Genomic DNA, 26468 nt, shown 5'->3' with positions numbered 1-26468 from the left:
TCCCATGACGTTCGCCCTCTCGAGCGCCGCCTCCGGCGTGCTCGCCAGCATCCCGAGCCCGACCATCTCGTACGTCGACCTCGGCCCGCTTCGTATCCACTTCTATGCCCTGTGCATCGTCGCGGGCATCATCGTCGCGATCTTTTTGACGAACGCGCGCCTGACGCGTCGAGGTGCCGAGAAGTGGGTCGTCATCGACATCTGCCTGCTGGCGGTCCCGCTCGCGATCGTCGTGGCGCGCATCTACCACGTGGCCACGCACGCCGGTTTCTACTTCGGGCCGGGCTCGAACCCCTGGAACATCACCCAGCCGGGCTCCGTGTGGGCCATCTGGGAGGGCGGCATCGCCATCTACGGCGCCCTGATCGGTGGCGCGATCGGCGCCATCCTCGGATGCCGTTGGACCGGCATCCGCTTCTGGACCTTCGCCGACGCCCTGGCTCCGGGCCTCATCATCGCCCAGGCGATGGGGCGTTTCGGCAACTGGTTCAACCAGGAGCTCTTCGGTCAGCCCACCGACCTTCCGTGGGGCCTCGAGATCGCCTCGGGAAACCCCGCCATCCCGGTCGGACTGCCATCGGGCACCCTTTTCCAGCCGACTTTCCTCTACGAGGTCATCTGGAACCTGCTCGGCGCCGCGGTGATCCTGTACGTCGGCAAGCGCTTCACGCTGCAGTGGGGGAAGCAGTTCGCGATCTACCTCGTCTGGTACTCCGCGGGCCGCATCGTCTGGGAATCGATCCGCGTCGACCCGAGCGACATCATCCTGGGCCTGCGCACGAACGTGTGGGCTGCCATCTTCGGCGTGATCCTCGGCATCGTCATCTTCGTCGTCCAGTCGCGTCGCCACCACGGCTACGAGCCGTCGCCGTACGCGCCGGGTCGCGAGTCGAAGGCTCCGGGGGCTGTAGACTCAGGCGACCCCTCTGACTTCGTCGACGTGAGCGAGCCGCCCGCGACGAGCGACACCGTCGGCACCAGCGCCACAAGCAGCCCCGCCACGAACTAATTTCCTGGGCCGACGTCGTCCCATTCGAAGCATCAACGTGAGGACGGTTGATATGGCTTCCAGCCTGCGTTCCGACACCGTCGGAGGCGCATTCCCCGCCCGTCAGGGAATGTACGACCCGTCGTTCGAGAAAGACGCCTGTGGCCTCGCCATGGTCGCCACTCTCCGCGGCGAAGCCGGTCACGACATCATCGATCTGGCGCTGACGGCGCTGCGCAACCTCGAGCACCGCGGAGCCATCGGTTCCGACGCGGGCACCGGCGACGGTGCCGGCATCCTGACCCAGATGCCCGACGCGTTCCTGCGCGCGGTGGTCGACTTCGACCTGCCGCCGGTGGGGGAGTACGCGGCCGGCATGGTGTTCCTGCCGCTCGGCCACGACGAGCGGGCCGCGATGAAGGCGGGGATCGAAGAGATCGCACGCCACGAGAACCTCGAGGTGCTCGGCTGGCGCGAGGTGCCGGTCGAGCCCGAGAACCTCGGCAAGCTCGCGTACGAAGCACGGCCCGCCTTCGAGCAATTGTTCGTCTCGCGTCCCGCGACGGGCGATCGACCGGCACTCTCGGGCATCGAGCTCGACCGCCGCGTCTACCGCCTGCGCAAGCGCGCGCGCCACGAGCTCGAGGCGTATTTCGTGTCGCTGTCGAGTCGCACGCTCGGCTACAAGGGCATGGTCACGACACTCCAGCTCGAGCCGTTCTACCCCGACCTGCAGGACGAGCGCTTCGCGTCCGAGCTCGCCGTCGTCCACTCGCGCTACTCGACGAACACGTTCCCGTCGTGGCCGCTCGCGCAGCCGCTGCGCATGCTCGCGCACAACGGCGAGATCAACACCGTCAAGGGCAACCGCAACTGGATGCGCGCGCGCCAGTCGCAGCTCGAATCCGAGCTGATCGGCGACGTCCGCCCGCTGCTGCCCATCTGCACCGAGGGTGCCAGCGACTCGGCGTCCTTCGACGAGGTCCTCGAGCTGCTGACCCTCACCGGCCGCAGCCTGCCCCACGCGATCATGATGATGGTCCCCGAGGCGTACGAGAAGCAGGCGACGATCGACCCCGCGCTGCGCGCCTTCTACGACTTCCACTCCATGCAGATGGAGCCCTGGGACGGACCCGCCGCGCTCATCTTCACCGACGGCACGCTGGTCGGCGCGACCCTCGACCGCAACGGCCTGCGCCCGGGTCGATGGACCGAGACGACCGACGGTCTCGTCGTCATCGGTTCCGAGACCGGCGTGCTCGACTTCGCTCCCGAGCGCATCAAGCGCCGCGGACGCCTGCAGCCCGGTCGTATGTTCCTCGTCGACACGGCCCAGCGGCGCATCGTCGAGGACGAAGAGATCAAGTCCGAACTCGCAGCGCTGCACCCGTGGGGCGAGTGGGTCGACAAGGGCCGGGTCAAGCTCAGCGAGCTGCCCGAGCGCGAGCACATCGTTCACCCCATCGCCTCGATCACGCGTCGTCAGCGCACCTTCGGCTACACCGAAGAAGAGGTGCGCATCCTGCTGACCCCGATGGGTCAGGCCGGTGCCGAGCCCCTCGGCGCGATGGGCAGCGATGCTCCCGTCGCCGTGCTCAGCGATCGGCCACGCCTGCTGTTCGACTACTTCTCGCAGCAGTTCGCGCAGGTCACCAACCCGCCGCTGGACTCGATCCGCGAAGAGGTCGTGACCTCGCTGTCACTGGGTCTCGGTCCCGAGCGCAACCTCCTCGACTGGGGGCCCGAGCACACCCGCACGGTGACGCTCGACTTCCCCGTGATCGACAACGACGAGCTCGCCAAGATCCAGCACATCGACACGGCTCTGCCGGGTCGCTCCTCGGTGACGATCCGCGGTCTCTACCGCGTCGAGGCGGGGCACAAGGGCCTGCAGAAGCGCCTCTCGCAGATGTGCACCGAGGTCGACCAGGCCATCGAGGACGGCGCCGAGTTCATCGTGCTCAGCGACCGCGACTCGAACAAAGACCTGGCGCCGATCCCGTCGCTGCTCATGCTGGCAGCCGTCCACCACCACCTCATCCGCAAAGAGACGCGGATGAAGGTGGGTCTCGTCGTGGAGGCCGGCGACGTGCGCGAGGTGCACCACGTGGCGACCCTCATCGGCTACGGCGCGTCGGCGGTCAACCCGTACCTCGCGATGGAGACCGTCGAGTATCTCGTGCGCGCCGGCTTCATCACGAACGTCACGCCCGAGAAGGCCGTCAAGAACCTGATCTACGCGCTCGGCAAGGGCGTGCTGAAGATCATGTCGAAGATGGGCATCTCGACGGTGTCGTCGTACGCGGGCGCCCAGGTGTTCGAGGCCGTCGGCCTGTCGCGCGACTTTATCGACGCCTACTTCACCGGCACCGAGACCAAGCTCGGCGGGGTGGGCCTCGACGTCATCGCGGCCGAGAACGCCGCGCGCCACGAGTACGCCTACCCGCAGGACGCGGCGGCGCGTGCGCATGAGCGGTTGTGGACCGGTGGCGAGTACCAGTGGCGCCGTGACGGGGCCCCGCACCTGTTCAACCCCGACACGGTGTTCCGCCTGCAGCACGCGACGCGCGAGCGCCGGTACGACATCTTCCGCGAATACACGCAGCTGATCGACGACCAGGCACACGAGCTCAAGACGCTCCGCGGCCTCTTCGGCCTGCGCACCGGCACGCGTCCCGCGGTGCCGATCGACGAGGTCGAGCCCGTCTCGGCGATCGTCAAGCGCTTCTCGACCGGTGCCATGAGCTACGGCTCGATCTCCAAAGAGGCGCACGAGGTGCTCGCCGTCGCGATGAACCGCATCGGCGGCAAGTCGAACACCGGCGAGGGCGGAGAAGACGTCGACCGGCTGCTCGACCCCGAGCGCCGCAGTGCCATCAAGCAGGTGGCATCCGGTCGCTTCGGAGTGACGAGCCTGTACCTCACCAAGGCCGACGACATCCAGATCAAGCTCGCGCAGGGCGCCAAGCCCGGCGAGGGAGGTCAGCTGCCGCCGACCAAGGTGTACCCGTGGGTGGCGCGCACGCGTCACGCGACCGCCGGCGTCGGGCTCATCTCGCCGCCGCCGCACCACGACATCTACTCGATCGAAGACCTCAAGCAGCTCATCTTCGACCTCAAGCGCGCCAACCCCTCGGCTCGCATCCACACGAAGCTCGTCAGCCAGTCGGGTATCGGTGCGGTCGCGGCGGGAGTCGCCAAGGCGCTGAGCGACGTCATCCTGGTCTCGGGCCAGGACGGCGGCACGGGCGCGAGCCCGATGAACTCGCTCAAGCACGCGGGCACCCCGTGGGAGCTGGGCCTGGCCGAGACGCAGCAGACCCTCATGCTCAACGGCATGCGCGACCGCGTTGTCGTGCAGGTCGACGGGCAGATGAAGACCGGGCGCGACGTCATCATCGGCGCGCTGCTCGGCGCCGAGGAGTTCGGCTTCGCCACCGCCCCGCTCGTCGTGTCGGGCTGCATCATGATGCGCGTGTGCCACCTCGACACCTGCCCCGTGGGTGTCGCGACGCAGAACCCGGTGCTGCGCGAACGCTTCACCGGCAAAGCGGAGTACATCGTCAACTTCATGGAGTTCATCGCCCAGGAGGTACGCGAGTACCTCGCCGCGATGGGCTACCGCTCGATCGACGAGATCGTGGGTCGTTCGGAGCTGCTGGATGCCAATGAGGCGATCCAGCACTGGAAGGCACGGGGCCTCAACCTCGCGCCGATCCTCGAGGGGCCCCGTTTCGCCGAGGACGAACCGCGCCGCCACGCCCGCAACCAGGACCACGAGCTCGACGACCACTTCGACGTGCAGCTCATCGAGCGCGCGCAGGACGTCATCGCCAGCGGCGGTCAGCTCACGATCGACCTGCCGATCCGCAACACCGCCCGCGCGGTGGGGACCATGCTCGGACACCACGTCACCAAGGCGCGGGGCGAGCACGGTCTGCCGGAGAACTCGATCGACGTGCGCCTGACGGGTTCGGCCGGACAATCGTTCGGCGCGTTCATGCCCGCCGGTATCACGCTGCGGCTCGAGGGCGACTCGAACGACTACGTCGGCAAGGGCCTGTCGGGCGGAACGATCGTCGTCCGCCCGCCGCGCGGCTCGACGTTCGAGGCGTCCCAGAACGTCATCGCCGGGAACGTCATCGGCTACGGCGCCACGCAGGGGCAGATGTTCCTGAACGGTGTGGTGGGGGAGCGCTTCCTCGTGCGCAACTCGGGTGCCACCGCGGTCGTCGAGGGCGTGGGCGACCACGCGCTCGAGTACATGACCGGCGGCCTCGCCGTGATCCTCGGCGCCACCGGTCGTAACCTCGGCGCCGGAATGTCGGGCGGTCAGGCCTACGTCTACAAGCTCGACCGTGACCTGGTGAACCGCGAGGCCATGGCATCCGGTGAGCTCGAACTCGGTTCCCTCGGATCGGGGGATGCCGAGATCGTCCGCGACCTGCTCGAGAAGCACGTCGCAGAGACCGATTCCACGCTGGCCCGTCGTCTGCTCGACGACTTCGAGGCCGAGGTGGACAACTTCGTCCGGGTGCTGCCGCGCGACTACGCCGCTGTGCTGCAGACCCGCCAGGAGGCGGTCACCGAGGGGCTCGACCCCGACGGCGACGTCGTCTGGAAGCGCATTCTGGAGGTGACGGGTGGCTGACCCGAAGGGCTTTCTCAAGACGACGGAGCGCGAGCTCCCGCCGCGCCGGCCGGTGCCGGTGCGCATCATGGACTGGAAAGAGGTGTACGAGCCGGGGGATTCGGCCGTCATCAAGCGCCAGGCCGGTCGGTGCATGGACTGCGGCATCCCGTTCTGCCACAAGGGCTGTCCGCTCGGGAACCTCATCCCCGAGTGGAACGACCTGACGTGGCGAGGTGAGGGCCGCGCAGCCATCGAGCGCCTCCACGCGACGAACAACTTCCCGGAGTTCACCGGGCGCCTCTGCCCCGCCCCCTGCGAGAGCTCGTGCGTGCTCGGCATCAACCAGCCGGCCGTGACGATCAAGCAGGTCGAGGTCTCGATCATCGACGAGGCGTTCGGCAACGGCTGGGTCGAGCCCGAGCCGCCGGAGCGACTGACCGGCAAGACGGTCGCCGTCGTGGGCTCCGGCCCCGCCGGCCTCGCCGCCGCCCAGCAGCTCACGCGCGCCGGCCACACGGTCGCGGTGTTCGAGCGCGACGACCGCATCGGCGGCCTGCTGCGCTACGGCATCCCCGACTTCAAGATGGAGAAGCGCCACCTCGAGCTGCGCCTTCGCCAGATGCAGGCGGAGGGCACGCGCTTCCGCGCCGGCGTCGAGATCGGCAAGGACGTCTCGTGGAGCGACCTGCGGGCCCGGTACGACGCCGTCGTGGTGGCCACGGGCTCCACCGTTCCGCGCGACCTCGCGATCCCGGGCCGCGACCTCGACGGCGTGCACTACGCCATGGAGTATCTCGTCGAGGGCAACAAGGCCGTCGCGGGCGACCAGGTGCCGCACCAGATCAGCGCCGCGGGCAAGCACGTCGTCGTCATCGGAGGCGGCGACACCGGAGCCGACTGCATCGGCACCGCGCACCGTCAGGGCGCGCTGAGCGTGACCAACCTCGCGATCGGCAAGCAGCCGCCGTCCGAACGGCCGGCCGAGCAGCCCTGGCCGATGATGCCGAACCTGTTCGAGATGGCATCCGCTCACGAAGAGGGCGGGGAGCGGACGTTCCTCGCTTCCACCGTGGAGTTCCTCGGCAATGCCGCGGGCGAGGTGCGTGCTCTGCGCGTCGCCGAGACCGAGTACGTCGACGGACGACGCGTCCCCAAGAGCGGCACCGAGCGCGAGATCCCGGCCGACCTGGTGCTCATCGCGATGGGCTTCACCGGCCCGGAGCGCGAGCACCTCGAGAGCCAGCTCGGCACGCAGTTCACGAACCGCGGCAACGTGGAACGTGACGCGACCTACGCCACCACCACCCCGGGCGTGTTCGTCGCCGGAGATGCCGGTCGCGGACAGTCCCTCATCGTGTGGGCCATCGCCGAGGGCCGCGCGGCCGCCGCCGAGGTCGACACGTTCCTCATGGGCGAGACGGTGCTGCCCGCGCCGGTGCGCCCGACCGATGTCGCCATCGGCCTCCTGCCCGCCTAAGCTGGCAAGGGCCGATCGGCCACTTCCCGAAATCCTCACGGAGCTTGAAAACGGATGAGACGCGCCAAGATCGTCGCAACACTCGGGCCCGCCACGTCGTCGTATGAGATGGTTCGCGCCATCATCGACGCCGGGGTGGACGTCGCCCGCCTCAACTTGAGCCACGGAGATTACTCCGTGCATGACGCCAACTTCGCCAACGTGCGCAAGGCGGCAGAGGACGCCGGCCGACCGGTCGCGGCCCTCGTCGACCTGCAGGGCCCGAAGATCCGCCTCGGCAAGTTCGAGAACGGCCCTCACGACCTGCTTCCCGGCGACATCTTCAAGATCACCGTCGAAGACATCCTGGGCACCAAGGAGATCGTCGGCACCACGTTCAAGGGCCTGCCCCAGGACGTCCGCCCCGGCGACTTCCTGCTCATCGACGATGGCAAGGTCCGCGTCGAGGTCGTCGAGACCGACGGCACCGTCGTCACCACCAAGGTCATCGTCGGCGGGCCGGTGTCCAACAACAAGGGCATCAACCTGCCCGGTGTGGCCGTCAACGTCCCCGCGCTCAGCGAGAAGGACGAGGCGGACCTCCGCTGGGGTCTCAACGCCGGCGCCGACCTCATCGCCCTCTCGTTCGTCCGCGATGCCAAAGACATCGAGCGCGTGCACGAGATCATGGCCGAAGAGGGACGCTACGTCCCCGTCATCGCCAAGATCGAGAAGCCGCAGGCGGTCGACAACCTCGAGGAGATCATCGACGCATTCGACGGCATCATGGTCGCCCGTGGCGACCTCGGCGTCGAGCTGCCCCTCGAGGCTGTTCCGATCGTGCAGAAGCGCGCCGTCGAGCTGGCCCGCCGCATGGCGAAGCCGGTCATCGTCGCGACGCAGATGCTCGAGTCGATGATCACCAGCCCGGTGCCCACGCGTGCAGAGACCTCCGACGTCGCCAACGCCGTCCTCGACGGCGCGGACGCGGTCATGCTCTCGGGCGAGACGAGCGTCGGCGACTACCCGGTCGTGGTCGTCGAGACCATGGCCCGGATCGTCGCCTCGACCGAGGAACACGGCCTGGAGCGCATCGCACCCCTGACCAACAAGCCCCGCACGCAGGGTGGCGCCATCACCCTCGCCGCCGTCGAGGTCGCCGACTTCGTCGAGGCGAAGTTCCTCTGCGTCTTCACCGAGTCGGGAGACTCGGCGCGTCGTATGTCGCGCCTGCGCTCGACCATCCCCATGATCGCGTTCACGCCCGAGCCCGGCATCCGCCGCCGCCTGGCACTGACGTGGGGCGTGCGCTCCACCCTCGTGGAGCACGTGTCGCACACCGACAAGATGTTCCTGCAGGTCGACGAGTACCTGCTCTCGAACAAGCTGGCCGAGGTGGGGGACAAGGTCGTCGTGATCTCGGGTTCCCCTCCCGGAATCGCCGGCTCGACGAATGACCTGCGCGTACACCGTGTCGGCGATGCCGTGCACGGTGCTGCCCCGGTGTACAAAGAGGTCTGACCCTCGGTGACGCGCGCCGGGTTCGCCCGGCGCGCGTCTTCACGTTCCCACCCCGGCGTCACCGCCGGTAGGTTGGAAAGCAACACCTGCCGGTGTGGCGGAATGGCAGACGCGGGGCACTCAAAATGCTCTGTCGAAAGACGTGTGGGTTCGAGTCCCACCACCGGTACTCCTGTTTGACCGAGTCTCGTGTCGGCTCCTCGCGCAGCGAAGGAGCCGGTCAGCGAGAGACGAACGATCTGGCGTGAGAAATGCGCCCGAGTAGCTGCTCCGCCAACGCCCTCGCTTCGGCGAGCACAGCAGAGTCCGACAGCCAGAGCCGAATCGCGTGTGAGCGTAGCTCTTCAGCGCTGACGCCATTCAGCGATTCGGCTATCGCGACGAACACTCGCTGGTGCGTGGAGAACCGGACAGCGTCGAACGCCACGCGCAGATCGACGGGGTCCACGCGGAGAGCGTTCGAGGACTCATCGACGTCGCTCCTCAGCGCGTTCACAAGCATCAACTCAGGTTCTTGAGTGCCGGGCAGGAACGAAACGTCGTCGGCGGCTCCGCACTCTCGTTGATCACCGTCGAGCACAGCCATCGCACTCAACCGTCGCGATCGAGCGACCAACTTGGCGGCGCGGATAGCCTCGTCCTTCCCGGCACTGCCGACGACGTCGAACCTGTCGAGCTCGTCCGCCGCGAAGATGCGAAGGATTTCGTGAAGGATCTGCATTGCCAAGTCGTCCTCCACGAAGAGGAGACATGCAACCGGCCTCGGTGACCGCCCGAGCGAACTGAGGAGTGATGCAGCGTTGGTGATGGGAGTGACGACGCTTCCGTCCTCCGAGGCACCGACATGACGGATCAATGCGGGCGGGACACGTTCCAGCATGGTCTCCGAATGCGTTGCGATCAGAGTTTGGCATCCTGTGGAAAGGGTGAGCCGAGCGATCTCGTCGATGAACGGTCGATGGCCGGGCAGCGCGAGCGACGTCTCAGGCTCGTCGATCAAGACGAGCTCGTTCGCGTCTGCGCCGCGTAGATGCTGGAGAACGAAGTGCACCCAATACTCCGACGCGCTCATCGACCAGGAGTTCACCACTCGTCCGTCACGCATCGCTTCAACGAATGGGAACATGTCATGCCCTTCGCCGAGTACTCCGTATACGACGCGTTCGTAAACGTGCCCCGTGATGAGACCGACGATGTCGATCTCGCTCCGGGTGAGCTCATCCCGCTCGATCATTCTGAAGCGCCGCAAGAAGACGGTTTCCTGAGCGGCCATGGCGCGCTCACTCTCTGCGACGTATGCCGTCAGACGTGTCACGACAAGTGGTTCGTGGCGTTCATCTTCGCTGCGACGCTGCTCCCAGTGGAGCGGGCGCGAGTACGCGATCTCGTGAACTGCGAGATGCTCGAGATGGAGACGATACGAGCCGCTGAGTCGAGCGTCACTGCCGTCGTTCTCTATCGGTAAGCCGAGCGTGGTCTGCCAGCCCGGCAGGCCATCCCCGATTGCCGCAAGGAGATAGCTCTTGCCTGCGCCATGCATTCCCGCGAAGGCGGTGAACCGTCGAAGCTCGATCGACCCGGGGGCCAGCACAGGAGACGACTCGACATCGAACCGCTGGACGAGACCGTCGATCAATTCCAGTCGCTGCCAAACGGCGGAACTTCTGTTCTTCACCACCCGCGACACGAGACCTGCTTCCCCCGGCGCAACGCCACAGAGCACCGGCTGCTGTGTCCAACCCACACTGTCAGAGCCGGAGATCCAGCATGCGGACCGACACAGAACCGTTCCCGGCCTAGGATGGTTCCGTGACTGATCAAGAAGCCGTTCCGGCCAACGCTCCGGCAGCCCCCCGCCGTGTCGTCGTCGCGGAAGACGAGTCGCTCATCCGCCTCGACATCGTCGAGATCCTCCGCGACAACGGTTTCGACGTGGTGGGCGAGGCCGGTGACGGCGAGACTGCCGTTCAGCTCGCCACCGAGCTGCGCCCTGATCTGGTGATCATGGACGTCAAGATGCCGCAGCTCGACGGCATCAGCGCTGCCGAGAAGCTCAGCAAGAACCACATCGCTCCCGTCGTGCTGCTCACCGCGTTCAGCCAGAAAGAGCTCGTCGAGCGCGCCAGCGAAGCCGGCGCCCTGGCGTATGTCGTGAAACCCTTCACCCCGAACGACCTGCTTCCGGCGATCGAGATCGCCCTCGCGCGCTACGAACAGATCATCACGCTCGAGGCCGAGGTCGCCGACATGGTCGAGCGCTTCGAGACCCGCAAGCTCGTCGACCGCGCCAAGGGCCTGCTCAACGAGAAGATGGGCCTGTCCGAGCCCGAGGCCTTCCGCTGGATCCAGAAGGCGTCGATGGATCGCCGCCTCACCATGCAGGACGTCGCGAAGGCGATCATCGAGCAGCTGGCCCCCAAGAAGGGCTGAGCGGGACTTCTCGTGAAATGGATGCCACTGCGGTGGCATCCATTTTTCGTCTCTGTGCACCCGGTTGCGGTGCGATCGGGTGGCGCCGCACCTCGGCGGCCGCGGGCCATCGCGCGGCCCCGCGGGTTTGCCGAAGCCCGGGTCCCTCGGCGTGTCAGGAGCGCGAGGCGTCCTTGATCATGTTGGTGATGCGGATCGTCGAGCAGCGGCGGCCCTGTTCGTCGGACACGACGATCTCATGCACGGTCAGCGAACGGCCGAGGTGGATCGGCGTGCAGACGCCCGTCACGACGCCCGAGGTCGCGGAGCGCGTGTGCGTGGCATTGATGTCGATGCCCACGGCGAGCTTGCCCGACCCGGCGTAGAGGTTGGCCGCCATCGATCCGAGCGACTCGCCCAGGACGACGTAGGCACCGCCGTGCATCAGACCGACAGGCTGCGTGTTGCCCTCTACCGGCATGGTGGCCACGCTGCGCTCGACCGAAAACTCGACCCACTCGATGCCCATCTTCTCGGCCAGGGCGCCCATTCCGCGCTCCTTCGCCCAGTCGAGGCCGGAGGTCGTGTCGGGAGTCGTGGAGGTCATCATCGCCTTCGATCGGGCCGGGGCCGGGGGAGTGTCCGTGGTTCTCGTTACGCTGGAGGGGTGACGGATGCCGAAAAGCCTACTCTCCTCGTCGTCGACGGCCATTCGCTGGCGTACCGGGCGTTCTACGCCCTGCCGGTCGACAACTTCTCGACGAAGGACGGCCAGCACACCAACGGTATCTACGGGTTCCTGTCGATGTTCGTGAACCTCGTGAAGGCCGAGAAGCCGACGCACCTCGCGGTCGCTTTCGACACGTCGCGACAGTCGTTCCGCACGCGCGAGTACGCCGAGTACAAGGCGAACCGCAGCGAGTCGCCGGCCGAGTTCAAGGGCCAGATCCCTCTTCTCCAGGACTGTCTGCGCGCCATGGGCGTGCCGGTGCTCGCGAAAGAGGATTTCGAGGCCGACGACATCCTGGCGACTCTCGCCACGCAGGGCGAGCAGCAGGGCTTCGAGGTGCTGGTGTGCTCGGGCGACCGCGACACGATCCAACTCGTCACCGACGACGTCACGCTGCTCTACCCGAACGTGCAGGGAGTCTCGCAGCTCAAGCGCTATGACACCGCCGCCGTCATCGAGAAGTACGGCCTTCCGCCCGCGCAGTACCCCGAGATCGCGGCCCTCGTCGGCGAGACCAGCGACAACCTGCCGGGCGTGCCCAAGGTGGGAGAGAAGACCGCCGTCAAATGGCTGACGCAGTGGGGCTCGCTCGACGCCCTTCTCGAGAACGCCGACAAGATCACCGGCGTCGTGGGCGGTAACCTGCGCGAGCACATCGACGGTGTGCGCCGCAACCGCGCGCTCAACCGCTTGCTGCGCGACGTCGAGCTGCCGGTCGGCCCCGGCGACCTCAAGATGCACCCGCTCGATGCACAGGCTGTGCGCGACATCTTCGCGCGTCTCGAGTTCCGCACCCTGCTGCCTCGCGTATTCGACGCTCTCGGCGCAGATGCGGGCATCGTCGAAGAACAGCGCCCCACCGCCACGGCCCCGACACCGTCGCAGCTCGACGCAGCAGCTCTCGCGGCGTGGGCCGCCGATGCGACCGGCGAGATCGGGGTCACCGTGACACTGGCCGGTGGCGTGCCCACCGCGGTCGGACTCGCCTCGGCCGACGCCGCGGTCGAGGCCGAGTGGACGCCGGCCGTGCGCGACGCGCTGGCAGCGTGGCTGGCATCCGACGCCCCCAAGGTCTTCGCCGACGCCAAGCCCCAGATCAAGGCTCTCGCGCGCGAGGGTGTAACCGTGGGCGGTGTGGCGTTCGACGTGATCCTCGCCGGGTGGCTCGTGCGCCCGAGCTTCCCCGACAAGACGCTGGGCGACCTCGTCGAGCGCATGCTCGACGAGAAGCTGCCGGTGGCCGACCCGACTCAGTTGGTACCCGAGACCGAGGGCGCGACCCCGAGCCAGCTGTCGTGGTTCACCCGCCGCGTCGCCGAGGCGCAGCGCGCCGACATGCCCGAGACGGTCGCGAGCGTGCTCGACGACATCGAACTGCCCACCCTCACGGCCCTCGCCGATATGGAGCTCGCCGGCGTCGCCGTCTCGCACGAGAAGCTCGCGGGCTTCTCGGCCGAGCTCGGGGCGCGCGCCGACTCGCTCGCACGCGATGCGTACGCCGCCATCGGCCACGAGGTCAACCTGGGCTCGCCCAAGCAGCTGCAAGAGGTGCTGTTCGACGAGCTGCAGCTCCCGAAGACGCGCAAGACCAAGAGCGGGTACACGACGGATGCCGCCGCCCTCGCCGACCTGCAAGAGAGCGCAGCCCACCCCTTCCTCGATCTCCTGCTGCGCCACCGCGAGGCGACGAAGCTGAAGCAGATCATCGACGCCCTCGACACCGCGACGGGCGCCGACGGCCGCATTCACACGACATACGTGCAGACCGGCAGCCAGACCGGGCGCCTCTCCAGTACCGACCCGAACCTGCAGAACATTCCGATCCGCACCGAGGAGAGCCGTCGCATCCGCGCGGCATTCGAGGTCGGCGAGGGCTACGAGACGCTGCTCACCGCCGACTACTCGCAGATCGAGATGCGCATCATGGCGCACCTGTCGGGGGACCCGGGGCTTATCGAGGCCTTCAACTCGGGCGAAGACCTGCACCGCTTCGTGGGGGCGCGTGTCTTCGGCGTCGAGCCGGCCGACGTCACACCGGCCATGCGCACGAAGGTCAAGGCGATGTCCTACGGACTGGTCTACGGTCTGTCGGCGTTCGGCCTCTCGAAGCAGCTGCGCATCGAGCAGTCCGAGGCCAAGAAGCTCATGCTCGAGTACTTCGCCCGCTTCGGCGCCGTGCGCGACTATCTGCGCGGATCGGTCGAGCAGGCTCGTCAAGACGGCTACACCGAGACGATCTTCGGCCGGCGCCGGCCGTTCCCCGACCTCACGAGCATGAACCGCGTGCTGCGCGAGAACGCCGAGCGCGCAGCTCTCAACGCCCCCATCCAGGGCAGCGCCGCCGACATCATGAAGGTCGCGCTTTTCCGCATCCGCAACGAACTCGCGTCCGCGGGCCTGCGTTCGCGCGTGCTGCTGCAGATCCACGACGAACTCGTCGTCGAGGTGGCGGCGGGGGAGTGGGATGCCGTCGAGCAGATCGTGCGCGCGCGCATGGCCGACGCCGCCGACCTGTCGGTTCCGCTCGACGTGCAGATCGGGCGCGGAGGCGACTGGGACGAGGCGGGACACTAAGCGCCGATCCGTTCGCCGCCACGGTTGACGTGGTGTCGCCCGAGGCCGCGAACGTGCCGCGCGCAACGCCCCGGGCCCGCGGCCGGGCGTCACGTCCCACGCGCCACCCTCGCGCTACGCGCCACGCACCATGCGCGACGCACCCTGCCCCACGCGCCGAGGGAGGAGGATCCGGAAGGTGAAGACCCGCACGAGCCTCGGGCTCCTCCGCTGCCGAGATCTCCCCCCGTGAGCCCCCTCTGAGCCGCTTCAGGCCAGCGATGCGTGCGCGCGGGTCGCGGCTTCCCTAGGCTCGGAGGATGACTGACGCACAACGCACCCCCACGCCGATCGACACGATCGCGGACGCGTGGGTCGACACACTGGCCGAGCGAGAGCCGACGCTCGCGACCTACATCGGGCGTTTCGAGCACAACGGACGCTTCGGCGACTACAGCCCCGAGGGTGCCGAGGCCCTCATCGCCGACGCCCGCGCGGCGAGGACGGCTCTCGACGGCGCCGACACGGTCGACGCGATCGACACCGTCACCAAGATGGACCTGGTCCGGGAGCTCGACCTGATGATCGAGCAGCACGAGGCGAAGACGCATCTGCGCGACCTGAACGTCATCGCGTCTCCCGCGCAGGACATCCGCTCGACCTTCGACCTCATGCCGACGGCGACCGCCGACGACTGGTCGACCATCTCGGCGCGACTGAAGGACCTGCCCCGTGCCATCGACGGCTATATCTCGACCCTCCGTCGAGGCATCAGCGAGGGCGTCGTTCCCGCCCGCCGCCAGGTGACGGAGGTCGTCACGCAGATCGCCCGCTACACCTCGGACACGGGGTTCTTCGCCGAGTTCGTGAGCGAGGCTGCTCCCGACGAGGGTCAGCTGCCGGCATCCCTCGCTCGTGACCTCTCCACCAACGCCAACGCCGCGCGGGTCGCGTACGACTCGCTCGCGTCGTTCCTGTCGTCGGAGCTCGCTCCCGCTGCCGGTGAGTCCGACGCGGTCGGCCGCGAGCTGTACGCGTTGCACTCGCGCCATTTCCTCGGTGCCGAGATCGACCTCGACGAGACGTACGAGTGGGGCGTCGAAGAACTCGCGCGCATGGTCGCCGAACAGGAGGCCATCGCGAACGAGATCCTTCCGGGCGCGAGCGTCGAGGAAGCGGTCGCGTTCCTCGAGAAGGACGAGTCGCGCAAGCTCCGCGGGACGAAGGCCCTGCAGGAGTGGATGCAGCGCACGAGCGACAGGGCCGTCGAAGAACTCGGCCGCACGCACTTCGACATCGCCGCCCCCATCCGAAATCTCGAGTGCATGATCGCTCCCACGAACGAGGGCGGTATCTACTACACCGGTCCGACCGACGACTTCTCGCGGCCGGGGCGCATGTGGTGGTCGGTGCCCGAGGGTGTCGACACGTTCGACACCTGGCGTGAACTGACGACGGTGTACCACGAGGGCGTTCCGGGCCACCACCTGCAGATCGCACAGGCCGTGTACAACCGCGCCCAGCTCAACTCGTGGCGGCGTCTGCTCGCGGGCACGAGCGGCCACGCCGAGGGCTGGGCGCTGTACGCCGAGCGCCTCATGGAGCAGCTGGGCTACCTCGACGACCCCGCCGACCGCCTCGGCATGCTCGACGGTCAGCGCATGCGCGCCGCCCGCGTGGTGCTCGATATCGGCGTGCACCTGCAGAAGCCGCGCCTGGACGGCACCGGCGTGTGGGACCACGACTACGCGCTGGCGTTCATGCTGAAGAACGTCAACATGAGCGAGGAGTTCGTGCGCTTCGAGGTGAACCGCTACCTCGGTTGGCCCGGACAGGCGCCGTCGTACAAGGTCGGTCAGCGCATCTGGGAGCAGGTGCGCGACGAAGAGCAGGAGCGCCGCGGTGCCGACTTCTCGATGAAGCAGTTCCACACGCGTGCGCTCGACATCGGCGGCGTGGGTCTCGACACCCTTCGCGCAGCCCTGGCATCCGCCTGATCTCCCCGAGGGGCGTCCGCTGAACGGGCGCCCCTCGACGATGCGGGGAATACTCCGCCGTCGCGTAAAGTTCATTCATCCGAATGCAAGGAGATCCCATGGACGCCCGTCCCCTCGAGCTCGGCCTCGACACCTTCGGAGACATCTCGCGCGCGCCCGACGGGTCGCTCCTGTCCGATGCGCAGACCATCCGCAACGTCGTCGACCAGGCGGTCCTCGCCGACGAAGTCGGCCTGTCGTTCTTCGGGGTGGGCGAGCATCATCGCAAGGACTTCGCGGTCACCAGCCCCGAGATCGTCCTGGCCGCCGCCGCCGCGCGCACGAAAGACATCCACCTCGGAACCGCGGTGACCGTCCTCTCGAGCGACGACCCGGTGCGGGTGTACGAGCGTTTCGCGACGCTGGATGCCATCTCGAACGGACGTGCCGAGGTCATCCTCGGCCGCGGCTCCTTCATCGAGTCGTTTCCCCTCTTCGGCTACGACCTCGCCGACTACGAGCAGCTGTTCGAGGAGAAGCTCGAGCTGTTCTCGCACCTACTGACCGAGAAGCCCGTCACCTGGTCGGGCCGCACGCGCGCCGCGCTGCAGGATGCCGATGTCTACCCGAAGACCGAGAAGGGCCTGACCGCCTGGGTCGGCGTCGGCGGCTCTCCCGAGTCGGTCGTCCGGACGGCTCGCTACGGCTACGGTCTCGTGCTCGCGATCATCGGCGGCTCGGCGGCCCGATTCCGCCCCTACGCCGACCTGTACCGACGTTCGCTGGCCGAGCTCGGCAAGCCGCAGATGCCGATCTCGGTGCACTCTCCCGGCCACGTCGCCGAGACCGACGAGCAGGCGTGGGACGAGGCTTTCGAAGGCGTCGCCGAACTCAACAACACCATCGGCCGCGAGCGGGGCTGGCCCGAGTACAACCGCATGCGCTTCCAGCACGACGTCGGACCCGAGGGGTCGATGTACGTCGGGTCGCCCGAGACCGTCGCTCGCAAGATCGCCGCGACCGTCCGCGCGCTCGGCAACTCCCGCTTCCAGATGAAGATCGCGAGCGGGTCGATCTCGCACGACCGGCTCCTGTCGAGCATCGAGCTGTACGGCACGAAGGTGCGTCCCCTCGTCGAGGAGATGCTCGCCGACACCCCGGCGTCGGTCGACGCTCCCGGCATCCGGTGACCACGACGACCGACACCATCCGGGTGTCCGAACGCCTCGACGCGCTGCCGTTCACCCGTCGTCACGGCCGGATCCTGGGCGGGTCGGGTCTGGGCTGGGCCCTGGATGCCATGGACGTGGGGCTCATCTCGTTCGTCATCGCGGCCCTCAGCGTGCAGTGGCAACTGGCGCCGACGCAGGCGTCGTGGATCGCGTCGGCGGGCTTCGCCGGCATGGCGATCGGGGCGAGCGTCGGCGGACTGTTGGCCGACCGGTTCGGTCGGCGTCACGTCTTCGCCCTGACTCTGCTGGTGTACGGCGTGGCCACCGGGGCGAGTGCGCTGGTGGGCGGTCTGGCCGCGCTGCTCGTGCTCCGCTTCGTGGTCGGTCTCGGCCTCGGGGCCGAACTTCCGGTGGCCTCGACCTACGTCAGCGAGTTCGCGCCCGCCCGTATGCGGGGTCGGCTCATCGTCTTCCTCGAGGCGTTCTGGGCCGTCGGGTGGACCGCGGCCGCGCTCATCGGCTACCTCGTCGTGCCGTCGTCCGCCGATGGCTGGCGCTGGGCATTCGCACTGGGTGCGATCCCCGCGGTGTACGCGCTCATCGTGCGGTGGGGTCTGCCCGAATCGCCGCGCTGGCTGGCTTCGCGCGGACGCAATTCCGAGGCGATCGTCATCGTGCGGGATCTCGAGGCCGCGGCCGGTCGGATCGCCCTCGAGGCGTCGACCGAGGGAGTCCCGGCATCCGCTCCCGCCCCCCGTCCCCGCGTGAGGGCCCTCTGGTCCCCGGCGCTGCGGGCGCGCACGGCGGCGCTGTGGGTGCTGTGGTTCTGCGTGAACTTCTCGTACTACGGGGCGTTCATCTGGATCCCGACCATCCTCGTCGCCCAGGGGTACGACCTCGTGCGTTCGTTCGGCTTCACCCTCGTCATCACGCTGGCGCAGCTGCCCGGCTATGCCGTCGCCGCCTGGCTCATCGAAGTCTGGGGGCGGCGCGCGACGCTGGCAGCCTTCCTCGCCGGTTCCGCGGTGGCCGCGGTGCTCTTCGGTACGGCGACCGGCGAAGCAGCGGTGATCGCCGCGGGTATGGCGCTGTCGTTCTTCAACCTCGGCGCGTGGGGAGCTCTGTACGCCGCGACGCCCGAGACGTACCCCACGCCGCTTCGGGCGACCGGGTCCGGCTGGGCCGCGGGGATCGGGCGGATCGCGTCGATCGTCGCCCCTCTCGCCGTGCCGCCGCTGCTCGCAGTCGGTGGAGCACCGCTGCTGTTCGTCGTGTTCGCGGCATTCTTCACCGTGGCCGTGGTCGCGGCGCTGTTCCTGCGGGAGCAGCGCGGGCGGGCACTGGCGTAGACCCGTCTCGGGCGGAACAAGCCGGTCGGGGCGACATCCGTCCCTCCCGGGCGGAAAACGGTCGCCCCGGGACACCGAAAGCGCCCCGAACCCCGCGATGTCGGCGTCCACGGGCCACGTCCGATCCTCCGCACCCCGGGCGGGTCGCCGCCGTGCCGAACGGGGGCCTGCCGCGACCGGCCCCCACCGCGTCCGGCGTAGGCTCGAGCCATGGCATCCGTCCGCTACGTCGCGATCGGCGACTCGTTCACCGAAGGCGTCGGCGACGAATTGCCCGACGGAACCGTCCGGGGGTGGGCCGACCTGGCCGCGCAGGGATGGGCGGATGCCGCGGGCGAGCCGATCGAGTACGCGAACCTCGCGATCCGCGGCAAGCTGATCGAGCCGATCGTCGCGCAGCAGCTCGAGCCGGCGCTGGCCTTGAAGCCGACGCACCTGTCGTTCAACGGCGGCGGCAACGACATGCTGCGCCCGCGGACCGGCATCGACCGGATCGTCGACCTCTTCGACCACGTCGTGCGCCGCTGCGATGAAGAGGGCGTGCAGCTCATCGTGCTCTCGGGCGCGAACCCCACGGCGGGGCTTCCGCTCGGCAAGGTCATCGAAGCCCGCGGGGATCGCCTCTCGCACGCCGTCGAGAAGCGTCTCGAGGCCCGACCTGACGTGATCACGGCCTACAACTGGTTCGACCGCGACCTGGCCGGCGGCGAGTTCTGGTCGGTCGACCGTCTCCATATGAACGCCCGCGGCCACCACCGGGTCGCGGCCCGCGTGATCGAGTCGGTCGGCCTCACCCCGCCCGCGGAGTGGTGGCACCTGCAAGAGATTCCCGAGACGCAGCGGCTGAAGGGCTCGGCGTACTACCGCGAGCACGTGGCCCCGTGGGTGCGCCGCCGCCTCACCGGCACCTCCTCCGGCGACGGCCGCCAGGCGAAGTTCGGCGGCGGGTGGGTGGAGCTCATGCCGCGCGGCTGAGTCACCTCGTGCCCAGAACACCGGGTCTTGGCATCCGCTCATTCCCCTCACCTGCCGAGCGGCAACTACCCGTCGATGCTCACCGTGAGGCGCACGACGCCGTTGTCACGACGATCTGAGGCACCCGTCGTTTTGTCACCTCCACGCGATCACCCTGGCATCGTCCTCCGGACAACCCCCGCACACCGCACACATGGGATCCGAGGCGCATGATGAAACCATGACTCTCGCACTCGTCACCGGCACCACCAGCGGCATCGGCCTGCACACCGCCATCCAGCTCGCGCAGCAGGGGGTGGCGGTCATCGCCACGGTCCGCGACACCGGGCGTGCCGACGCCCTGCGTTCCGCGGCATCCGAAGCGGGCGTCGAACTCGACATCCGGGCGTTGGATGTGACGGATGCCGTGGCCTCACGCGCCCTGATCGATGCCGCCGGACCCGTGGACATCCTCGTGAACAACGCCGGACGCGGTGCCGTCGGCACACTCGAGCAGGTGAGCGACGACCAGCTGCAGGAGCAGCTCGAGACGAATTACCTCTCCGTCGCGCGTCTCACCCGTCTGGTCCTTCCCGGGATGCGCGAGCGGGGGAGCGGCCGCATCGTCACCGTGACGAGCGTCGGGGGAGCGGTCGGACAGCCGTTCTCGGACGCGTACTGCGCCGCGAAGTTCGCCGTCGAGGGGCTCATGCAGTCGCTCGCCCCCGTCGTCGCGCCGTTCGGTGTCGACGTATCGATCGTCGAACCGGCTGCCGTCGCCTCGTCGTTCGTCGACTCGGTGCACCGCGCGGCCCCCGGCCCGTACGCGGAGTTGCAGCAGGCGTACCTCGATCGCGCGGCCACGTCATTCGCGTCGGCGCAGTCGGCGGCAGATGCCGCGAAGACCGTCGTCGAGGCGGCCACCACGTCGGCGCCGCGCTTCCGCTGGCAGACCTCGGACGCTGCGACCCAGTTCGCAGGTCTCTCGCTGGGCGACCTGGACGGTTCGCGCGTGCTGGGCGTGACGGCAGGGTGGGTGCGGAGCGACTGAGCGACACCCGCGCCCTGGGCGTGGACGGTATGACGCGCGTCTGGCTGGATTCGACGGAGTGGGACTGTTGCGGTGACCCGTTCACCCTGAGTGACGAAGTGGACTTCGTGGTTCATAGACGGACGCCTTCCGACGAGTTCGTCCGAGACCTCGGCGCCGAGCTTGCCGCGACGGTCGGCGCCTTCGAGCGGCGGCATCCCCAGGCCACCACGAACGATCGCGTCCAAGGCCGCGCCACGCGCATCCAGATCGTCCTGCAAGACACCGTGACCCGTTCGAGTCCCCGTCATCCCGGGTACGGTGCACCGCGAGATGACGCGAATCCCGTGGACGTGGGCCTCCCGCCGTCCTCACTCGGCGACCGCGGAGGCGCGGTCTTCCTCGGGTTGCGCCCATCACGATGGATGCGTGTGTCCAAGCCCGTGCCGCACGCGGTCGAGCTGATTCCCACCGATGCGGTTCCGGGTGAGCGGCACGAGTCGCATGGTCCGGTCTCCGTTGACGGCCCCGACGGGCCCGAGCCCGGTGAACAGCGGGTGCGCGTGCGCAGAGGGTGGCTCGTCGACGTCGACCAGACGAAACGCTAGGACGTCGCGCCAGCGGGTTCCCACCCGCACACGGCATTCATCAACTCCTCCACCGTCGACCGGCTATCGAGATGGAGCACCGGCTTGCCGATCGCCGCGAGCCACCTGTCGTGCTCGACACGGTTACGGCCGTCGAAGGTGGGGTCGTCGTATCCCTCCGCCCACGTCTTGAAGACGCGCCACGCGTCGTCGTCGTGAGGTCGGCCTGCGCGACGGACGATCTCGCGCTCTTCCAGCCGGCGCAGGCGTTCCGCCGGGTCCAACGTGACGAAGACGATCGCGTCGCACTCGGCGACGACCGACTCACCCCACCCGAGCATCGACCCTGACAACACCCACGCGGGACGGGATACGAACATCTCGCGCATCAACGCCACCCTGTGCGCCTCGTCCCTTTTGAGGAGGAACGGGGGAGTGGTCGGTATCCAGAAGTAGTCGTCCGCGTCGGCATGCGGCACCGCCCATCGTGCGGCCAGCGCGTGACCGAGGGTTGTCGTTCCGCTACCGCTCGCACCCAGGATGTGCACGCGTGAAGGACGCATCTCGTCGATCTCCGTCAGGGCCGGGGGCTGTCGACGTGGCCGCCTTCGGCACGCAAAAGATGGCCGGTATTCGCGGGGACCGGAAGGCTGCGGGGGGCTTTGTGCGGGGCGGCAATCACTCATCGAATTTTAATGAACACGCCGTGCGGATGGCGAAGAGCCTGCCGTAGTGTTATCGACCGATAACACCACTTCCTGCTCTGAGGACTGCGATGACGCTCGACCTGACCCCCTTCCGCCATCACCCGATCGGCCGAGCGACGGCCGGCCTCGTCACCTGTGTGATCGCAACGTCCCTCCTCGCCGGGTGCGCGACCGCCGTGGACGACACGGGGGACAGCCTCGCCCCGGATCACGCCGCGTCGACCGATGACACGGGCACCTCCGACGACGCAGCGACGGACTCAACCAGACCCTTCCCGCACATCACGAGCTGCGAGCAGGTGACCGGCGTGATCCCGTCCTTCGTGAGCGGGATGACGCTCGTCGGCGAAAGCATCGCCGATGATGGAGTCCTCTGCCAGTGGTCGGCACCTGACGACGGACCCTTCGCTAGCGTGACCGTGAGCGCCGCCGACGACATCCCGACCCGCGATGCGCTGGCGATGCTGGGCAAGATGCTCCACCTCACCGCGACCCCCATCGACGACCCCCGCCTCGACGGCGTCGGTGGTCTCGGCATCCGGTGGACCACGGACGGCGCCGCCGACAGCCCGGGATACTCGAACGTGTACGTCCCCGGTGTGTCGATCGAGCTGCACGATGGTCGACACGATGATTCGGGCAGCGAGTCCTACGCGCCGGCCGACGACATCACGGTGACCGTCGCGCTGGCCGTTCTCGGCCTCTGACACCGTTCGCCCACATCCAGCATCGAGCACAGCAACGCCGCAGGGCGTCTCAGCCGGCTTCGCTCACCTGCCGAAGCCCGTGGGCGCTTGCCTCCGGTGCAGCTTGCCCTATAGGACGAGACCGCTGTAGTCAGAACGCCAGGGCCCGTACCGATAATCGACGGAGTAGCTCAGCTGCCCATCCCAGACACAGGAGCCGTCCGAGGCTTTCCGTGTCATGTACGGACAAATCACGGGCGACCAGACGACCCCTGCATCCGACTGCTTGCCCGAACTGGAGATGGTCCAGAAGTTCAATCCGCTGGTGGATTGATCCGTCGAGTACGACATCGACGACGACAACGGCGTACTCCGCTACAACCTGGTGCTCGATGGCCATTTCAAATTCCGGGGCGCGTCGAGCGTTGCCGACGTCAGGGAATTGCCCGACACCGACTTCGCGTCAGTGAACCAGGCGCCCGTGGCGGAGGTGGGGGAGATGACACCAGCCACGGCCACGACGATCAGCGTCGTCGCGAGAAGCTTCCGGGCCGTGAACAGTCCGAATCGCCGATGGGTGGGCGGTCGCATTTCAACTCCTTCAGTCGTCCGCTGAGCGGTTGCGCAGCTTCGCCGCCGCTGGGCCGTCGCCTCGTCGTGCAGTGGGTCGACACATTCGCGGCCCGCCCTTCCTCACAGATCGGGCCAGAACGGGACAAAATAGACCAAATCGGAAGAAGCGTATCGCTCGCGCCACAGTCCGTCGCAGCGCCTGCAGCCGCAGCGACGGGAGCACTCGAGGCGGGCGCGCGACGTTAAACTGACATAATGTGCATTATCGGCTCACACGCATCGCGCCACCGGCCGTCCCGCGACGACGCATAAACGCTCCGAGCGACCAGAAACGCGAGCACAGCGTGTTTTCGGTCGCTGGGAGCGTTTATGCGTCGGGATCAGGGCCCGACGGCGCGGCTCATGCCTCGGCGGAGCCCGCTGATCGACCTCGACCCTGCACCCACCCCATGGCGCGACGACGGCATCCATCAACGCTTCCCGCGCGCACAAACACGAGCACAGCGCGTTCATGTGCGCGGATCGCGTTCATGCGTGCGTCGGCCGGCCCTTCAGCCGAGAACCTCCGCCAGGAACGCCTTCATCGCCGTCCAGCTCCGGCGCTCCGCGACGGCCTGGAACTGCGCTCCGTGCTCGGGGGCGTCAGCATCCGGAAGCGTGAACGCGTGCAGGGCGTTGGCGTACGAGACCACCTGCCAGTCCACCGACGGCGCGGTGCGCAGGTCGTTCTCAAAGGCGAGCAGGGCGTCGTCGGGAACGACGGGGTCGGCGGCACCGTGGAGGACGAGCAGCTTGGCGGTGATTCGTTCCGCCTCGCCCGCCGGTCCGGTCAGCAACCCGCCGTGGAAACTCACCACCGCATCGACCGCGGCGCCCGTGCGCGCGAGCTCCAGCACGGACGAACCGCCGAAGCAGTAGCCGATCGCCGCGGTGCGCTGCGAGTCGACCGACGGCTGCGAGACCAGGTGGTTGAACGCCTCGGTCATGCGCTTCCGCCACAGCGGCCGGTCCTGGTAGAAGCCACCGGCGACGCCCGCGGCCTCTTCCGGCGCGGGCCGCACGTCGGCGCCGTACACGTCCGCGGCGAAGGCCGCGTAGCCGAGCCGGGCGAGCATGTCGCAGCGCATCCGGACGTAGTCGGTCACCCCGAGCCAGTCGTGCACGACGAGGACTCCCGGGTACCGCCCCTCCCCTGCCGGACGAGCGAGGTAACCGCGGTAGTCGACCCCGTCGACGTGGTACTCGACCTCGCCGGAGTCGATCCCGGATGCCGGGAGGGGTTCGCGGTCGAGGATGCCGGTGAGGTCTGCGGAATACGTCGTCATGCGGTGCTCCCGGAGGTGAGGAATCGTGTCGCTGGGGAGACTAGACCCTCGACTCGGGAGGCAGCCGGGCCTTGCGCCTCAGCGCCGACAGACGAAGAACAGCCGCCGCGCGTCGTCGCCGACCGGCTGATCGCGCCCGCCGCTCACCTCGACTCGCGTGAATCCGGAGTCCTCCAGCATCGCGCGCACCTCGGACAGCGCTATGGCATACTCCGAGATCGTGTCCTCGACGACGGTGCCCTCGCGTTCGATCCGCACATGCCAGTCGTAACGATCGTCACCGACATCACGGATCCGCATCGACACCGTCGTCCCGTCGGCCTCGGTGGTGTGCTCCTCGCCGGCGTCCGCCCGCAAGCGGCCGAGGGTGTTCATGTCGAACAGGAAGACCCCGCCATCCGCCAGGTGCGCCGCGGCCGTGGCGAAGACCGAGGGCCAATCGCTGCCGGGCAGGTGGTTGATCGTGTCGTAGACGCAGGCGACCACATCGAAGGTTCGGTCCAGCGACAGCCAGCGGATGTCCGCGGTGAGGAACTCGGCATCCATTTTCTTGATCCGGGCGATCTCGAGCATCTCGGGCGAGACGTCGACGCCGACCTTGGTCCAGTTCGCGGGCAGCCGTTCGAGCACGGCTCCGGTGCCACAGCCGAGCTCGAGCACCGAACGGCGCGAGGGTCCCGACTCCCCCGAATGCCGCTCGATCCATCCGGCGAAGGCCTCGGCCGCGCCCCCTTGGACGACGTCGTAGAAGGGTGCGAAATCCGAGTACATGCGCCTCATCCCATCACGCCGTCACGAGCCGGGCCAAGACCCCCGCTACGCTCGAACCGATGACTCCCCTGTGCGCCCTCGATCGGAAGCCCGGCGCATGAGCGGCGTCTTCACCGGGTTCGCCGTCGTCGGTCTCGCCGTCGTCGTGGGCTACATCATCGCCCGCATCGACCTGCTCGGTCCGCACGCACGACACGTTCTCAGCCGCCTGACGTTCTTCGTCCTCTCGCCTTTCCTCCTGTTCACGGTGCTCGCGAAGGCCGACGTCGCAACCCTGTTCTCGGCACTGCTCCCGGTGTCGATGATCACCGCCGCGGTCATCATCGGCGTCTACGCCCTCTTCTCGGCCCTGGTCCTGCGTCGCCGCGTGGGCGAGACGGTGATCGGCGCTCTGTCGGCGGGCCAGGTGAACAGCAACAACATCGGCATCCCGATCTCGCTGTACATGCTCGGGAACGCGGCGTACTCGGCTCCGGTGATCCTGTTCCAGTTGCTGGTGCTCATGCCCATCGCGCTGTCGATCCTGGATGCCGCGACCTCGGGATCCCGCAACATCGGGCGCATCCTCTTGCAGACGGCGAAGAACCCGATGCTCATCGGTTCCGCTCTGGGTGTCCTCGTGGCCCTCCTCGATGTCGACCTGCCGCCCATCGTCTTCGACCCGCTGCACCTCATCGCGGGAGCCTGCGTGCCGGTGCTGCTGATGTCGTACGGCATGTCGTTGTACGGCCAGCGTGTGTTGACCGAGCCGGGACGCCGCGTCGACGTCGTCATCGCCTCGACTCTCAAGCTGGTGGCGATGCCGGCGCTGGCGTGGCTGGTCGCGACGCTCTTCGCCCTGCCCGCCGATCAGGTCTTCATCGTCGTCGTGCTCGCGGCTCTACCGACGGCCCAGAACGTCTTCAACTTCGCGCAGCGTTACGGCGTCGGCGAGATCCTGTCGCGCGACGTCGTCTTCATCTCGACCCTCGGCTGCCTGCCGGTGCTGTTCACGGTGGCGCTTCTGCTCGAGCACTCCCCCGCGTAGCACCCGTCGCGCTCGACAACC

General features: G+C 68.1%; 19 protein-coding genes and 1 tRNA gene. 15 read left to right on the top strand and 5 right to left on the bottom strand.

The features are described from left to right. The first annotated feature begins 4 nt into the window (after window positions 1-4). From lgt to NE358_RS07400, 5 genes are all read left to right on the top strand, one after another. Window positions 5-1009 carry a prolipoprotein diacylglyceryl transferase gene (lgt, locus tag NE358_RS07420; protein WP_103209599.1) on the top strand — a complete coding sequence of 335 codons (1005 nt, stop codon included), beginning with the start codon at window positions 5-7 and terminating at the stop codon, window positions 1007-1009. A gap of 52 nt (window positions 1010-1061) precedes the next feature. Beyond that, on the top strand, window positions 1062-5639 hold the full coding sequence (gene gltB, locus NE358_RS07415; protein ID WP_289942493.1) for a glutamate synthase large subunit: 4578 nt from the start codon (window positions 1062-1064) through the stop codon (window positions 5637-5639). Further along, on the top strand, window positions 5632-7098 hold the full coding sequence (locus tag NE358_RS07410) for a glutamate synthase subunit beta (RefSeq protein WP_116239747.1): 1467 nt from the start codon (window positions 5632-5634) through the stop codon (window positions 7096-7098). The genes gltB and NE358_RS07410 overlap by 8 nt, the downstream gene beginning before the upstream one ends. Window positions 7099-7152: 54 nt before the next feature. Then, window positions 7153-8598, top strand: coding sequence for a pyruvate kinase (gene pyk, locus NE358_RS07405; RefSeq protein WP_116239746.1), 1446 nt, complete (start codon window positions 7153-7155; stop codon window positions 8596-8598). A gap of 88 nt (window positions 8599-8686) precedes the next feature. Beyond that, window positions 8687-8767: transfer RNA gene (locus tag NE358_RS07400), tRNA-Leu, on the top strand. Window positions 8768-8818: 51 nt separating this feature from the next. Here NE358_RS07400 and NE358_RS07395 read toward each other — a convergent pair. Then, window positions 8819-10234 carry an AAA family ATPase gene (locus NE358_RS07395; protein WP_499318473.1) on the bottom strand — a complete coding sequence of 472 codons (1416 nt, stop codon included), beginning with the start codon at window positions 10232-10234 and terminating at the stop codon, window positions 8819-8821. 173 nt (window positions 10235-10407) lie between these two features. Between NE358_RS07395 and NE358_RS07390 the strand changes: the two genes are divergently transcribed. Beyond that, entirely contained in the window at window positions 10408-11028 is a 621-nt protein-coding gene (locus tag NE358_RS07390) for an ANTAR domain-containing response regulator (protein WP_103209612.1), read from the top strand. Between the two features lie 154 nt (window positions 11029-11182). Here NE358_RS07390 and NE358_RS07385 read toward each other — a convergent pair whose 3' ends face one another. Further along, window positions 11183-11614: a hotdog fold thioesterase gene (locus NE358_RS07385; protein WP_103209985.1), complete on the bottom strand. Its 432-nt coding sequence runs from the start codon at window positions 11612-11614 to the stop codon at window positions 11183-11185. A 60-nt stretch (window positions 11615-11674) separates the two neighbouring features. Between NE358_RS07385 and polA the strand changes: the two genes are divergently transcribed. The 7 genes from polA to NE358_RS07350 all read left to right on the top strand — a co-directional run bounded on the left by polA (window position 11675) and on the right by NE358_RS07350 (window position 21379). Beyond that, the gene (gene polA / locus NE358_RS07380; RefSeq protein ID WP_289942491.1) at window positions 11675-14311 is read left to right on the top strand and encodes a DNA polymerase I; all 2637 of its coding nucleotides are present in this window, start codon (window positions 11675-11677) and stop codon (window positions 14309-14311) included. A 299-nt stretch (window positions 14312-14610) separates the two neighbouring features. Continuing rightward, window positions 14611-16287, top strand: coding sequence for a DUF885 domain-containing protein (locus NE358_RS07375; RefSeq protein ID WP_103209616.1), 1677 nt, complete (start codon window positions 14611-14613; stop codon window positions 16285-16287). A gap of 98 nt (window positions 16288-16385) precedes the next feature. Next, complete coding sequence (locus NE358_RS07370; RefSeq protein WP_103209618.1) at window positions 16386-17456, top strand: LLM class flavin-dependent oxidoreductase; 1071 nt, start codon at window positions 16386-16388, stop codon at window positions 17454-17456. After that, complete coding sequence (locus NE358_RS07365; RefSeq protein ID WP_289942490.1) at window positions 17453-18787, top strand: MFS transporter; 1335 nt, start codon at window positions 17453-17455, stop codon at window positions 18785-18787. Before NE358_RS07370 ends, NE358_RS07365 begins: the two co-directional genes overlap by 4 nt. A 210-nt stretch (window positions 18788-18997) precedes the next feature. Next, window positions 18998-19762, top strand: a complete 765-nt coding sequence (locus NE358_RS07360) for an SGNH/GDSL hydrolase family protein (protein WP_289942489.1) — start codon at window positions 18998-19000, stop codon at window positions 19760-19762. 220 nt (window positions 19763-19982) lie between these two features. Beyond that, window positions 19983-20792, top strand: coding sequence for an SDR family NAD(P)-dependent oxidoreductase (locus tag NE358_RS07355; protein WP_116239741.1), 810 nt, complete (start codon window positions 19983-19985; stop codon window positions 20790-20792). 29 nt (window positions 20793-20821) lie between these two features. Beyond that, window positions 20822-21379 carry a DUF6578 domain-containing protein gene (locus NE358_RS07350; RefSeq protein WP_146035569.1) on the top strand — a complete coding sequence of 186 codons (558 nt, stop codon included), beginning with the start codon at window positions 20822-20824 and terminating at the stop codon, window positions 21377-21379. On the opposite strand, the gene NE358_RS07345 is transcribed toward NE358_RS07350, so the two are convergent. Then, window positions 21376-21837: a P-loop NTPase family protein gene (locus NE358_RS07345; RefSeq protein ID WP_499318468.1), complete on the bottom strand. Its 462-nt coding sequence runs from the start codon at window positions 21835-21837 to the stop codon at window positions 21376-21378. The two genes, NE358_RS07350 and NE358_RS07345, sit on opposite strands and share 4 nt — an antisense overlap. Window positions 21838-22133: 296 nt before the next feature. Between NE358_RS07345 and NE358_RS07340 the strand changes: the two genes are divergently transcribed. Next, entirely contained in the window at window positions 22134-22772 is a 639-nt protein-coding gene (locus NE358_RS07340; protein ID WP_289942486.1) for a hypothetical protein, read from the top strand. A gap of 1103 nt (window positions 22773-23875) precedes the next feature. Here the strand turns inward: NE358_RS07340 and NE358_RS07335 are convergent. Together NE358_RS07335 and NE358_RS07330 are read right to left on the bottom strand one after the other, a co-directional pair. Beyond that, a complete protein-coding gene (locus tag NE358_RS07335; protein WP_289942485.1) occupies window positions 23876-24649 on the bottom strand; it encodes a dienelactone hydrolase family protein in 774 nt (257 codons plus the stop codon). A gap of 78 nt (window positions 24650-24727) precedes the next feature. Further along, window positions 24728-25420: a class I SAM-dependent DNA methyltransferase gene (locus tag NE358_RS07330; RefSeq protein ID WP_289942484.1), complete on the bottom strand. Its 693-nt coding sequence runs from the start codon at window positions 25418-25420 to the stop codon at window positions 24728-24730. A gap of 97 nt (window positions 25421-25517) precedes the next feature. On the opposite strand from NE358_RS07330, the gene NE358_RS07325 reads away from it, so the two are divergent. Continuing rightward, window positions 25518-26447, top strand: a complete 930-nt coding sequence (locus NE358_RS07325) for an AEC family transporter (RefSeq protein WP_116240162.1) — start codon at window positions 25518-25520, stop codon at window positions 26445-26447. Window positions 26448-26468 lie beyond the last annotated feature (21 nt).

This window comes from Sphingomonas sp. G5, assembly GCF_052660795.1.
Note: the sequence above shows the minus strand (reverse complement) of the source record. Positions and strands in the feature narration are given on the sequence as shown.